Source organism: Micromonospora sp. CA-263727 (assembly GCF_050942455.1).
Classification (GTDB): Bacteria; Actinomycetota; Actinomycetes; order Mycobacteriales; family Micromonosporaceae; genus Micromonospora.
This window is the reverse complement of record NZ_CP192031.1, coordinates 5,613,552-5,626,915: the sequence shown is the minus strand read 5'-3', so window position 1 is coordinate 5,626,915 and position 13,364 is coordinate 5,613,552. Positions and strand designations below refer to the sequence as shown.

Here is a 13,364-nt window from a genome sequence, read left to right as displayed (position 1 = left end):
GTCAGCTCGCGCCGAGGTCCTGCAACGCCTTGGACGCGCCCCGGTGCAGGCCGACCGGGTCGGTCTTGCGGGCGGTTTCCAGGGCGATGCCGTTGGCGGCGGGGTTGGCCTGGGCCAGCGCGTCCTTCTTCTCGAAGACGGTGCGGGTGATGGCGCAGGCGACGTTGGCGTCGAGGTCCTTGCGGACGAGCAGCACGTTCGGGACCACGATGGTCGGGGTGTCCGCCACGGTGGAGTAGACGTCCTTGCCGATCGTGCCGGCCTGGTACGCGGGGTTCAGCTCGCTCATCTTCGGCAGCAACGGCGTGATGTCGATGAATTTGACCTTGTCACGGGCGGTGGTGAAGAGGTCGGTGACGCCGCCGGTGGGCAGGCCGCCGGACCAGAAGAAGCCGTCCACGTTGCCGTCCTTGAGGCCCTCGACCGTCTTGGTGAGGTCCAGCCGCTGGGCCTGGATGTCGGTGGCCGGGTCGAGGCCGGCGGCCTCCAGCAGGCGGTTGGCGATGACCTCGGTGCCGGACTTGGGCGAGCCGGTGGAGATCTTCTTGCCCTTCATGTCGGCCACCGAGTTGATGCCCGAGTTGGCCCGGACGACCACCTGGGTGTAGTTGTCGTAGATCCGGGCCAGCGCCTCGACCGGCTGCGGGGCGGTGAAGTTGCCCTTGCCCTCCACCGCGTTGACCGCGGTGTCGAAGAGCGAGAAGGCCACGTCGTACTGGCCGCCGACGAGCTGTTCGATGTTCTGGACCGATGCACCGGTCTCCGCCGCGGTGCCGGTCAGCCGCCCGCCGGTGCTGTTCGCGAGCTGGCCGGCCAGCGCGTTGCCGACCACGTAGTAGACGCCGGTGGCGTTGCCGGTGGCGATGCCCACCCTGGTGTTCTCAGCCACCTCGCAGGTGACGGCGCTCGCGGTGTCGTCCGTGGCGGCGGTGCCCTGACGGCCTCCGCAACCAGCGGCACCGGCCGTGACGAGGGCGAGTGCTCCCGCTCCCGCCACGAGCCGCACGTTGATCCGTCGCAATGGAATCTCCTTCCTGGGTCATGCCGGTGATCCGGCTCGCGTCCCGCCGGAGGGGCCGGTGGATCCGCGTCGTACGAGCACGCCCACGGCCATGGCGCCGGCCAGTACGGCGCCGATGGCGATGGGCACGGGTTGCAGCCAGAGCAGCGTCAGCCCGGCGACCACGCCGAGTACCCGCTCCGGAACGCCGGCCGGGCCGACGCCGGGCAGCCAGCCGCCCGCCGCGACCGCGAGTACCGCCACGCCGAGCGCGGTGACCGCGGTGGCGAGGAGGATCCGCTTCGGGCCGCCCATGCCGAGCAGGCCGAGCCCGGTCGGGGTGATCACGAAGGCGAGCGGGATCAGGTACGCCGGCAGCGCGTACCGCAGGGTGTGCCACATGGTCGGCACCACCCGGCCGCCGGTGACCGCGGCGGCGGCGACCGCGGCGAGCGCGGTCGGCGGCGACACCTCGGAGAGCACCGCGAAGTAGAAGACGAACATCGCCGCGGCAGGGGCGCTGACGCCGAGGTCGAGCAGGGCCGGGCCGATGATCACCCAACCGATCACGAAGGACGCGGTGACCGGGATGGCCAGGCCGAGCAGGCTGAGCGCGACGGCGGCGAGCAGCGCGGTGAGCGCCAGCACCACGGCCGGGTCGGAACTGACCGAGCCGGCGGCGTTGACCAGCAGCGCGGCGGCCTGCGGGCCGAGGCCGGTCTTGGTGGTGGTGGCGGTGATGATGCCGGCCGCCGCGCAGACCACGGTGACCGCGAGGACACCGCGTACGCCGCTGGAGAGCGCGGCGACCAGCCGGGGCGCGGTGAGCCGGTGCGACCGGTCCAGGAAGGACAGCGCGACGGCGAGCAGGGTGGCCAGCACCACCGCGCGGGTGGCCGACATGCCGACGGCGAGCAGGCCGACGATGGCGAACAGCGAGGCGAAGTGGTACCCGGAACGGGCCAGCAGCCGCCAGGCGGAGGTGGCCGGCATGGCCGCCGGCCGTACCCCGGAGCGCCGCGCGTCGATCTCCACCGAGAGCACGATGCCCAGGTAGTAGAGCACGGTCGGCACCATCGCCCAGCCGAGCACGCGCAGGTAGGAGACGCCCAGGTACTCGGCGATGATGAACGCCGCCGCGCCGAGCGTCGGTGGGGAGAGGATCGCGCCCACGCCGGCCGCGGCGAGCATGCCGCCAGCCCGTTCCGCCGGATAGCCGGCCCGGCGCAGGATCGGCCAGGTGACCGCCCCGATGCTCACGGTCGTCGCCGCTCCGGAACCGGAGACGGTGCCGAGCAGGAAGCCGGAGGCCACCGCCGTGCGGCCGGCGGCGGTGTGGGAGCGCCGGAACGCGGCGGCGGAGAGGTCCACGAAGAACCGGCCCGCGCCGGAGAGGTCGAGCACCGCGCCGTAGATGGTGAACAGCACGATGTACGTGGCCGCCACGTCCAGTGGGGTGCCGTAGAAACCGCTGTCGGAGTTGTAGAAGGCGTCGACCAGTTGCCCGAAGTCCAGGCCGGCGTGGGCCACCGGCCAGCTCTGCGGCAGCAGCCCGCCGTAGTAGCCGTAGCCGAGGAAGACCACGCATGCCGCGGGCAGGATCCAGCCGGTGGTGCGCCGGCATCCCTCCAGCAGCAGGAGCAGCAGGAGCGTGCCCATCACCACGTCCATGCCGACGAGCAGGCCCTGCCGGTCGAGGAAGGCGTCGTAGCCGCCGCCACCGCCGCCCAGGGCGACCGGCAGCACCGGGTAGAGGCAGCAGGCCAGCGCGGTGGCGGCCAGTGCCCAGTCGACGCGGCTCGGCCCGGTCGGGCCGAGGCCGGCCAGGTCTGCCGCACCCGGTGGATCCGGTGCCGTGCCGTCGCCGGCGGGTGACCGGCGCAGCCAGCGGGGCAGCCGCAGGTCGGCCGGGTAGGCGAGGAAGACCAGCGGGAGTACGCCGGCCAGGAAGTAGATCAGGTAGTACTTGCTGCCCTGGGCCAGCGGCCGGAACACCTGCCAGAGCGCGAGCAGGGCGATCGCCAGTGTTGCCGCGGTCAGGACGGCGGCGACCGGTCCGGACAGTGTCCGGCCGGGCTTCTCCTCCTCGAACCGGGCGGCCAGTTCCCGCGGGTCCACCCGGGCGGCCGGCGGCCCGCCGACGGCGAGTGGCGCGGCGTCCGGGTCCGCCTCCGCCACGCTGACGCGGGCGCGGTTCGACTCGGGTCCAGAATCATCGGTGAATCGGATTGCCGACACGAGGGGGGACGATACGCGAATTGTCTCTGCGTTGGGAACATTGTCGAACATCGTTTCCCTGAGTGACTTTCAATTCGCTTCCGTCACTCCCTGAAGTTGAATATTTCAGAATCGCTTTCACGAACAGCGTATCCACGGTGGGCGATGTGGTGCCGCGCTCGCGGCGGTCAGATGTGATGCGTCCGCTTTTCGGCATTGATGGCGGTTGCCACCGCGAATCCGGCGACGAAGAAAGTTGTTAAAGCGACTACTCTCGGTTATAAAGCTACGGAGAGTGTCGGTGGGAATCCCGAGCGGGTTGCCACCCGGGAAGGTCCCGCTAGTTCGGACGGTAACTTTTGCTGGATCTAGCGAAAGTTGCCGCGAAATCGCTCTAAGGTCTGGACAGCACGGGCCGAAGCCTCCTACTGTGTCGGGCACCACACATCGACATGTCGCCGATGTGAACGAGTCCGGTGGAGAGGTGAGGACCGTGCACGCCGCCGACCCCCTGCACGTACGGATGCTGCGGATGCTCCGTGACGAGGGAGCACTGTCGCGAGCCGAACTCGCCGACCGATTGCAGATGCCCCGCCCTCGGCTGCTCGCCGAACTCGAACGGCTGGTCGCGCTCGGCTACGTCGCGGAGGCGGGCAAGGCGGCCTCCCGGGGTGGTCGCCGCTCCACCCTGGTCGAGCTGAGCCCACACCTGCGCTTCGCCGCCGTCGACCTGGGCGCCAGCTCCATCGACGTCGAGGTGGTCAACGGCCGGCTGGAGCCGGTCGCCGCGTACGCGGAGCCGGCCGACATCCGGTCCGGCCCCAAGGCCACCCTGGCCCGGGTCGGCGAGCTGCTGCTCAAGGCCCGGGCCGACGGCGTGTACGAGCGGCTCGACGCGATCGGCATCGGGGTGCCCGGCCCGGTCAGCTTCCGCGACGGGGTGCCGGTGTCCCCGCCGATCATGCCCGGCTGGGACCGCTTCCCCGTCCGCGAACAGCTCACCCGCGAGCACGGCTGCCCGGCGGTGGTCGACAACGACGTCAACATCATGGCGATCGGCGAGCGGCACGGCGGGGTGGCCCACTCGGTCGACGACTTCCTCTTCGTCAAGATCGGCACCGGCATCGGGTGCGGCATCTACCTCAGCGGCGAGGTCTACCGGGGCACCGACGGGTGCGCCGGGGACATCGGCCACATCCAGGTCGACCCGCACGGGCCGGTCTGCTCGTGCGGCAACGCCGGCTGCCTTGAGGCGCTGTTCAGCGGTGCCGCGCTGGCCAAGGACGCCACCGCCGCGGCGCGCGCCGGCGCCTCGCCCGCGCTGGCCGAACGGCTGGCCGCGCACGGCGCGGTGACCGCCCTCGACGTGGCGGCCGGAGCGGTCGAGGGGGACGTGACCTGCATCCAGCTGATCCGCGAGGGCGGGCGGCGGGTCGGCAGCGTCCTCGCCGGGCTGGTCAGCTTCACCAACCCGTCGATGATCGTGATCGGTGGTGGCCTGGCCCAGCTCGGGCACGTGCTGCTCGCCGAGATCCGCAGCGTGGTCTACCGCCGCTCGCTGCCACTGGCCACCGGCAACCTGCCGGTCGTCCTCTCCGAACTGGGCCCACGCGCCGGTGTCGCCGGTGCCGCCGTGCTCGCCAGCGACCTGGCCTTCGGGGAGGCGGCATGAACGAGCATCAGCGAGTGAACCACTCGGCGCCGGAGAATGTCGGCCCGCAGCGGAGCGGAGGGGCGGCATGACCGGGACGGGTGGTCCGCTGGTCGAGGCGCCCGCCGACACCGTCGCGGGCGAGGTGGTCCTGCGCCTGGCCGACGTGGTGAAGACCTTCCCCGGCGTACGCGCGCTGGACGGCGTGCAGCTGGAGGTACGCGCGGGGGAGGTGCACTGCCTGCTCGGGCAGAACGGCGCCGGCAAGTCCACCCTGATCAAGGTGCTCGCCGGGGTGCACCGGCCGGACTCGGGGCTGGTCGAGTGGCGCGGCGAGCCGGCGAGCTTCGCCAACCCGCAGGCCGCGATGCGTGCCGGGATCGCCACCATCTACCAGGAACTCGACCTGGTCGAGGACCTCTCGGTGGCGGAGAACGCCTTCCTCGGCCACGAGCCGCGCCAGCTCGGTTTCATCCGCCGGGGCCAGATGGCCCGCCGTACCCGCCAGATCCTCGGCCGGCTCGGTCACGCCGAGATCCCGCCCGGCCGGATGGTCCGGGCGCTGCCCGCGGCCGGCAAGCAGGTGGTCAGCATGGCCCGTGCGCTCTCCCACGAGGCCCGGCTGATCATCATGGACGAACCGAGCGCGGTGCTCGCCCACGACGAGGTCGACAACCTCTTCCGGATCATCCGGGAACTGACCGCGCAGGGCATCGCGGTCATCTACATCTCGCACCGGCTGGAGGAGATCCGCGAGATCGGCGACCGGGTCACCGTACTCAAGGACGGGCGGACCACCGCGGCGAACCTGCCGGCCCGCGACACCCCAACCCGCGACCTGGTCTCCCGGATGACCGGCCGGACCATCGAGTACGTCTTCCCGGACCGCCCGGCGCAGACCACGATCGGCGCGGAACTGCTCCGGGTCGACGGGTTGACCCGTGCCGGCGAGTTCGCCGACGTCTCGCTCGCCGTCCGCGCCGGTGAGATCGTCGGCATCGCCGGGCTGGTCGGCTCCGGCCGGTCCGAGCTGCTGGAGACCATCTACGGCGCGCGCCGCGCCGAGGCCGGCTCGGTGCGGATGGCCGGCCGGGTGCTGCGGCCGGGCAGCGTCGGCGCGGCGGTGCGGGCCGGCATGGGAATGGCTCCCGAGGAGCGCAAGAGCCAGGCGCTGCTGCTCGGTGAGCCGATCTACCGCAACGTCACGCTGGCCACCTTCGGCCGCTACGCCCGCTTCGGGTTCACCGATGTCGGCAGGGAACGCGCGGAGGCGGACCGGATCGCGGAGAGCCTGGAGATGCGCCCGCGCGACGTACGCCGGGCGGTGCGGACCCTCTCCGGCGGCAACCAGCAGAAGGTGGTGGTCGGGCGCTGGCTGCTCGGCGGCACCCGGCTGCTGCTGCTCGACGAACCCACCCGGGGCGTGGACGTGGGCGCCCGCGCCGAGCTGTACCAGGTGATCCGGCAGCTCGCCGCCGAGGGGGTCGGGGTGCTGCTGGTCTCCAGCGAGGTGCCCGAGGTGCTCGGTCTGGCCGACCGGGTGCTGGTGATGCGGGAAGGGCGGGTGGTCCGCACGGCCCCGGCCGGCGAACTCGACGAGAACACCGTCCTCGACCTCGTGATGGCGGGGTCCCTGATGGAAGGCACACCGGCATGACCGACAGTCCGCTCACACAGCTGCCGGCGCAGTCACCGCCGGAGGAACCGTCCGGGACCGAGGCAGCCGGGGCGGCCGGGCACGGGGGGCCGCCCGCCCCGGCGAACGCCGGCCGGCTCTCCTGGTGGCACGGGGAGGGCGGTGAGGGAGCGCGACGCAACCTCGCCCTGCTCGGGGTGCTGCTGGCGCTCTTCGTGATCGGTGCGGCCACCCGCTCGGACCTCTACGCCAACCCGGACTGGGTCTGGGCCAACCTGCTCAGCATCCTCAAGCTCGCCTCGGTGGTCGGCGTGGTCACCGTCGGGATGACCTTCGTGATCATCGGCGGCGGCATCGACCTCTCGGTCGGCGCGATCGTCGCGCTGGCCGGGGTCTGGTGCACCACGGTCGCCACCCAGAACTTCGGCCCCGGCGGCATGATCTTCACCGCGATCATCGTCGGGATGGCGGTCGGCCTGGTCAACGGGACGCTCATCGCGTACGGGCGGCTGGTGCCGTTCATCGCCACGCTGGCCATGCTGGTGGCCGCCCGGGGACTGGCCGCCGAGATCTCCGACAAGCAGACCCAGATCTCGCACAGCGGCACCATCAACGGCATCGCCAGCACCGACCTGCTCGGCATCCCGCTGCTGGTCTACATCCTGGCCGCGGTCGTCGCCGCCGGGTGGGTGCTGCTCAACCGCACCACCTTCGGCCGGCGTACGGTCGCCGTCGGCGGCAACCCGGAGGCCGCCCGGCTGGCCGGCATCAACGTCAAGCGGCACACCCTGATGCTCTACGCGCTCTCCGGACTCTGCTGCGGCATCGCCGCTATCATGCTCACCGCCCAGGCCACCTCGGCCCAGGCGGCGATGGCGAACCTCTACGAGCTGGACGCGATCGCCGCCGTGATCATCGGTGGCACGCTGCTCAGCGGCGGGCGGGGAACGATCATCGGCTCCCTGCTCGGTGTGATCATCTTCGCCACCATCACCAACCTCTTCGCGATCAACGGCCTCTCCACCGAGGCCCAGAACATGGTCAAGGGCGGCATCATCGTCGCCGCCGTCCTGATCCAGCAGGTCCAGTTCCGCAGCCTCACCCAGTTCTTCCGGAAGAACCGACTGACCACCGGCTGAACCACCCGGATTGTCCCGGGCCACCCGAGCGCACGACGGTGGCCGGGCCCCGCACACCCAGATCCCACTCCACCACTGATAACCAGGAGGTCGTCATGACCCAGCAGAGTCGCGACATGTCGCGGCGCCGGTTGCTCTTCGGCGGGGCGGCCGTCGGAGCCGGCGTACTACTCGCCGGCTGTACCAGCAACGAGCAGCAGACACCGACCGGAGCGCAGACCAAGGCGGCCGACGGCGGCGGCAACGCCGAGCCCGGCAAGCAGGTGACGATCGGCTTCTCGGCGCCGGCCGCCGACCACGGCTGGATCGCCGCGATCACCAACAACGCGAAGGCGCAGGCCGCGGCGTACTCCGACGTGGAGTTCAAGACGGTCGAGGCGGGCGCGGACGCGGCGGCCCAGCGGGCGGCGCTCTCCACGCTGATCTCCCAGAAGCCCGACGTGATCGTGCTGCTGCCGCACGACGGCAAGGAACTCAACTCGTTCGGCCTGGAGGCGATGCAGGCCGGCATCCCGGTGGTCAACCTGGACCGGGCCTTCCCGGACGCCAAGGCGTACCGGTTGCAGATCAAGGGTGACAACTACGGCATGGGCGTCTCCGCCGGCACGTACATCGTCGAGCAGCTCAAGGCCAAGGGCGTGAGCAACCCGGTGATCGCCGAGATCGCCGGCATCGACTCGCTGGAGTTGACCCAGGAGCGATCCAAGGGCTTCGCCGACACCCTGGCCCAGCACGGCCTGCGGGTGGCCAACCGCCGGGCCGCCGAGTTCACCGTCGACAGTGGGCAGAAGGAGGCGAGCCAGCTGCTCCAGGCCCTGCCGAAGATCGACGCGCTCTGGAACCACGACGACGACCAGGGCATCGGTGTGCTGGCCGCGATCAACCAGGCCAACCGCAGCGAGTTCTTCATGGTCGGCGGCGCCGGCTCGAAGAAGGCGATGGAGGACATCCAGGCGGACAACACGGTGCTCAAGGCCACGGTGACCTACAGCCCGTCGATGGCCTCCTCGGCGATCTCGCTGGCCCGGCTGATCGGCCAGGGCCGGGGACTGTCCGACCTGGTGGAACTCCAGGTGCCCAAGGAGATCGTCCTCGCCTCCGAGACGATCACCAAGGAGAACGCGAGCGACTACCTGAAGCTCGGGTTCTGACACAACGGGGGGAGACCCACCTTGTCCACGACAGACAGGCAGCTGCGGGTCGGCATGGTCGGCTACGCGTTCATGGGCGCCGCGCACTCGCAGGCGTGGCGCACCGTGAACCGGGTGTACGACCTGCCGGCACGGGCCCGGATGGTGCTCGTCGCCGGCCGTGACCCCGGGAAGGTGGCCGAGGCCGCCGACCGGCTCGGCTGGGAGGAGCACACCACGGACTGGCGGGAGCTGGTGGCCCGACCGGACATCGACGTGGTCGACATCTGCACGCCGGGCGACAGCCATGCCGAGATCGCCCTCGCCGCGCTGGCCGCCGGCAAGCACGTGTTGTGCGAGAAGCCGCTGGCCAACACCGTTGCCGAAGCCCGTGAGATGGCCGCCGCGGCGGCCGTCGCCCGGGCCGGCGGGGCGCGGTCGATGTGCGGGTTCAACTACCGGCGGGTGCCCGCGGTGACCCTGATGCGTCAGATGATCGCCGCCGGTCGGCTCGGCGAGATCCGGCACGTCCGGGCCAGCTATCTGCAGGACTGGATCGTGGACCCGCAGTTCCCGCTGGTCTGGCGGTTGCGCAAGGATCTGGCGGGCTCCGGCGCGCTGGGCGACATCGGTGCGCACATCATCGACCTGACCCAGTACGTCACCGGTCAGCGGATCACCGGAGTCGGCGCGGTGACCGAGACATTTGTGAAGGAACGGCCGCTGCCGACCGAGTCCAGCGGGCTGGCCGCGCAGGTGGACGGCGTCTCCGCCGCCACCGGCCCGGTCACCGTCGACGACGCGGCGGTCTTCGTGGCCCGGCTGGACGGCGGGTCACTGGCCACCTACGAGGCGACCCGGTTCGCCACCGGTCGCAAGAACGCTCTCCGCGTGGAGATCAACGGGTCGCTGGGCAGCGTCGCCTTCGACCTGGAGCGCCTCAACGAGCTGGAGTTCTACGACGCGACGCGGCCCGCCGCCGAGCAGGGCTTCAGCCGGATCCTGGTGACCGAGGGCGAGCACCCGTACCTGTCGGCCTGGTGGCCGCCGGGCCACATCATCGGGTACGAGCACTCCTTCACCCACCAGATGCGCGACTTCATCGAGGCGGTGGCGACCGGCGTCGACCCGACGCCGTCGTTCGCCGAGGCGTTGCAGGTGCAACTGGTGCTGGACGCGGTGGTCCGGTCGGCCGAGCGGGGGTCCTCGTGGACCGACGTGGAGCCGACGCTGGCGACGGTCGCCGCCTGAGCCACCTCCGGTACCGACCGGCGAGGGCCGGCCGCGGTTGCGCCCCGCGGCCGGGCACGGGTCGGGACCGGAGGTCGTGCCCACCGGCCACCCGGCCCGACGGCACGAGCAATGCGGTTCCTCCGGCGCGGCCGGACCGGGATTCCCCGGTCGCGCCGGAGGACCGCCGCCCCGGCGGCCCCTGGGCCGCCACAGGTGACCTCAGCCGCCTCCGGGCGGTGCGGGTTAGGAGACGTCCGGTCGGACGCGCCGCGATGCCGGCCGGCCGGATGCGGGGCAGGCAGGGGCGAGACGCCGACCGCCCCTGCCTGCCAGCCCCGTCCGTCCGCACCCGCTCCGGGTCGCCGGTCCGGCGGCGTCGCCGCCGACGTCGGCGCCGGCCGGTGAGCTTTGCGCCGGGGCGGACGGCGGGCGGGGCGCATCCGCACAACCGGGAAGGAGCGCCATGCGTACAGGTGTCTGGCTGGTGGGAGCGCGGGGTTCGGTCGCGACCACCAGCATCGTGGGGGCGCTCGCGCTCCGGGCCGGCCTGACCGGGCCGACCGGATGCGTCACCGAGCTGCCCGACGTGCGGAGTCCGGCCCTGCCGGCCTTCGCCGACCTGATCTTCGGCGGGCACGACGTGGTCGCCACCCCACTCGCCAAGCGCGCCGAGGCGCTCGCCACCGCCGGTGTGGTTCCGGCCCGCTTGGTCGCCGCGCTGCCCGAGGAGTTGGCCGCGGTCGAGCGGGACCTGCGCCCCGCGCCCACCGGCGGAAGCCAGGCCGACCGGGCCGCCGCGATGGTCCGCGACCTCACCGAGTTCCGGGAGCGGCACGGGCTGGCCCGGGTCGTGGTGGTCAACGTCGCGGCCACCGAACCGGCACCGCGCCGGCATCCCGCACACGCCGACCCGGCCGCGCTGCGGGCTGCCCTCAGCGGCCCCGACGAGGTGCTGCCGCCCAGCTCGCTGTACGGATACGCGGCGGTGACGGCAGGCTGCCCGTACGTCGACTTCACCCCGTCGACCGGGCTGCGGCTGCCGGCGCTGACCGCGTTGGCCGACGCCCACCGGGTGCCGTACGCGGGGCACGACGGCAAGACCGGGGAGACCCTGCTCAAGTCGGTGCTCGCCCCGATGTTCGCGATGCGCCACCTCACCGTCCGGTCCTGGTCCGGGCTCAACCTGCTCGGCGGGGGCGACGGCGCCACCCTGGCCGACCCGGCCGCCAACGCCGCCAAGGTGCGCAGCAAGCAACGGGTGCTCGGCGAGACGCTCGGCTACCTGCCGCAGGGCGACACCCGGATCGACTACGTCGAGGAGATGGGCGACTTCAAGACCGCCTGGGACCTGGTCAACGTCGCCGGGTTCCTGGGCACCGGAGTACGCCTCGAGTTCACCTGGCACGGCTGCGACTCGGCGCTGGCCGCCCCGCTCGTGCTCGACCTGGCCCGGCTCACCGCCGCCGCACACGCCGCCGGCCACACCGGCCCCCTGGCGGACCTCGCCTTCTTCTTCAAGGACCCGCTCGACTGCACCACCGGCTCGCTCGCCGACCAGTGGACCCGGCTGTGTGGGTTCGCCCGACAGCTCTCCGGTGGAGGTGCCGATGCCGAGCATGGCTGACCTCGCCGAGCTGGTCCGGGCCCCGGCCGCGCTCTCGGTGCCGGGGGACGTGGTCGCCGGTGCCGCCGCGGCGGGCGCGCTCGGCCCGCGTACGCCGGCCCTCGCCGCCGCGTCGGTGCTGCTGTACTGGGCCGGCATGGCCGCCAACGACTGGGCCGACCGGGCGCTGGACGCCGTCGAACGCCCGGAGCGGCCGATCCCCAGCGGCCGGGTCGCCCCCGGCCTCGCGGTCGGCCTCGCCGCCGGCCTCACCGCCGCGGGCGTGGGGCTCGCCGCCGTCGCGGGTGGCCGGCGGGCCGCCGCCGTCGCGGTGCCGCTCGCCGCCACCGTCTGGGGGTACGACCTGGTGGCCAAGAACACCGCCGCCGGGCCGGCCGTGATGGCCGCCTGCCGGGGGCTGGACGTGCTGCTCGGCGCCGCGAACGGCCGGCCGGTGCGGGCGCTGCCGGCGGCGGTGACCGTCGCCGCGCACACCTGGACCGTCACCGCCCTGTCCCGCCGCGAGGTCGACGGCGCTGACCGCAGGCTGCCGCTGCGTACCCTCGCCGGCACCGCCCTGGTCGCGGCGAGCGCCGCGCTCCCGCCCGGAGCGCGCCGGCGCGCCGGCGTGTCCCTGCCGGCCGTCCTCGCCGGCTGGTACGTCGCCCGCTACGGCACCGCCCAGGCCCGGGTGGTCGACCGACCCACCGCCGGCCGGGTCCGGGCGGCGGTGGGCGCCGGGATCACCGGCCTGCCCGCGTTGCAGGGCGCCCTGACCGCCCGGGCCGGCGCCAACCTGCTCGGCCTGGCGGTGGCGATGGCCGCGCCGCTGGGCCGGCGGCTGGCCCGGAAGGTGTCGCCGACGTGACCGCCGCCGCCCGTGCCGCCGCCCCCGGAGCGGGGGCCGGCGCTCTGCGCTTCGGGTACGGCACCAACGGCTTCGCCAACCACCGCCTCGACGACGCCCTCGCGGTCATCGCCGACCTCGGCTACACCGGCGTCGCACTCACCCTGGACCACGACCACCTCGATCCGTTCGCGCCCGGGCTGGTCGCACGGGTCGACGCCGTCGGCCGTCGCCTGGCCCAACTCGGCCTGGCTGTGGTGATCGAGACCGGGGCCCGCTACCTGCTCGACCCCTGGCACAAACACGCCCCGACGCTGCTGCACGACGAGCCGGCCCGCCGGATCGAGTTCCTGCGCCACGCGGTGGCGGTCGGCGCGGACCTGGGCGCCGAGGCGGTCTCCTTCTGGGCCGGCGTGCGGCCCGGCTCCGTCCCGCCGCCGGTGGCCTGGGACCGGCTGGTGGCCGGCTGCGCCACGGTGGTCGCGGCGGCCGACGCCGCCGGGGTGACCCTCGGGTTCGAGCCCGAGCCGGGCATGCTGGTCGAGGACATCGCCGGCTGGCGGCGGCTGCACGCGACCCTGGGCAGACCGGCCTGCCTGGGCATCACCCTCGACATCGGACACTGTCGCTGCCTGGAACCGCAGCCGGTGCCCGACTGTGTCCGCGCGGTCGCCGCGCACCTGGTCAACGTGCAGATCGACGACATGCGGCGCGGGGTGCACGAACACCTGGAGTTCGGCACCGGCGAGATCGACTTTCCGCCGGTGCTGGCCGCGCTGCGCGAGGTCGGCTACCGGGGTCTGGTCGCGGTGGAGCTGCCCCGCCACTCGCACGCCGCCCCGGCCGTGGCCGCCCGCTCGCTGGACTTCCTGCGCGACGCGGCCGACAGCACCACTGGTGGCAGCTGA

At 72.9% G+C, this 13,364-nt stretch carries 10 protein-coding genes; 8 read left to right on the top strand and 2 right to left on the bottom strand.

Annotation, left to right across the window (positions count from 1 at the left end; genetic code table 11):
* Position 1: 1 nt before the first annotated feature.
* Together ACQPYA_RS24480 and ACQPYA_RS24475 are read right to left on the bottom strand one after the other, a co-directional pair.
* The gene (locus tag ACQPYA_RS24480; protein WP_433529431.1) at positions 2 to 1,021 is read right to left on the bottom strand and encodes a TAXI family TRAP transporter solute-binding subunit; all 1,020 of its coding nucleotides are present in this window, start codon (positions 1,019 to 1,021) and stop codon (positions 2 to 4) included.
* Positions 1,022 to 1,039: 18 nt separating this feature from the next.
* Complete coding sequence (locus ACQPYA_RS24475; RefSeq protein WP_433529430.1) at positions 1,040 to 3,238, bottom strand: TRAP transporter permease; 2,199 nt, start codon at positions 3,236 to 3,238, stop codon at positions 1,040 to 1,042.
* Between the two features lie 472 nt (positions 3,239 to 3,710).
* On the opposite strand from ACQPYA_RS24475, the gene ACQPYA_RS24470 reads away from it, so the two are divergent.
* From ACQPYA_RS24470 to ACQPYA_RS24435, 8 genes are all read left to right on the top strand, one after another.
* A complete protein-coding gene (locus ACQPYA_RS24470) occupies positions 3,711 to 4,889 on the top strand; it encodes an ROK family protein (protein WP_433533598.1) in 1,179 nt (392 codons plus the stop codon).
* Between the two features lie 67 nt (positions 4,890 to 4,956).
* Positions 4,957 to 6,525 (top strand): sugar ABC transporter ATP-binding protein, encoded by a 1,569-nt coding sequence (locus ACQPYA_RS24465; RefSeq protein WP_433529429.1) that lies wholly within the window; start codon positions 4,957 to 4,959, stop codon positions 6,523 to 6,525.
* Positions 6,522 to 7,643: an ABC transporter permease gene (locus tag ACQPYA_RS24460; protein WP_433529428.1), complete on the top strand. Its 1,122-nt coding sequence runs from the start codon at positions 6,522 to 6,524 to the stop codon at positions 7,641 to 7,643. Before ACQPYA_RS24465 ends, ACQPYA_RS24460 begins: the two co-directional genes overlap by 4 nt.
* A gap of 95 nt (positions 7,644 to 7,738) precedes the next feature.
* Positions 7,739 to 8,794, top strand: a complete 1,056-nt coding sequence (locus ACQPYA_RS24455; protein WP_433529427.1) for a substrate-binding domain-containing protein — start codon at positions 7,739 to 7,741, stop codon at positions 8,792 to 8,794.
* Between the two features lie 54 nt (positions 8,795 to 8,848).
* Positions 8,849 to 10,024, top strand: coding sequence for a Gfo/Idh/MocA family protein (locus tag ACQPYA_RS24450; RefSeq protein ID WP_433533597.1), 1,176 nt, complete (start codon positions 8,849 to 8,851; stop codon positions 10,022 to 10,024).
* Positions 10,025 to 10,469: 445 nt separating this feature from the next.
* Positions 10,470 to 11,630 (top strand): inositol-3-phosphate synthase, encoded by a 1,161-nt coding sequence (locus ACQPYA_RS24445; protein ID WP_433529426.1) that lies wholly within the window; start codon positions 10,470 to 10,472, stop codon positions 11,628 to 11,630.
* The gene (locus ACQPYA_RS24440; RefSeq protein ID WP_433529425.1) at positions 11,614 to 12,477 is read left to right on the top strand and encodes an SCO3242 family prenyltransferase; all 864 of its coding nucleotides are present in this window, start codon (positions 11,614 to 11,616) and stop codon (positions 12,475 to 12,477) included. Before ACQPYA_RS24445 ends, ACQPYA_RS24440 begins: the two co-directional genes overlap by 17 nt.
* A complete protein-coding gene (locus tag ACQPYA_RS24435) occupies positions 12,474 to 13,364 on the top strand; it encodes a sugar phosphate isomerase/epimerase family protein (RefSeq protein WP_433529424.1) in 891 nt (296 codons plus the stop codon). Before ACQPYA_RS24440 ends, ACQPYA_RS24435 begins: the two co-directional genes overlap by 4 nt.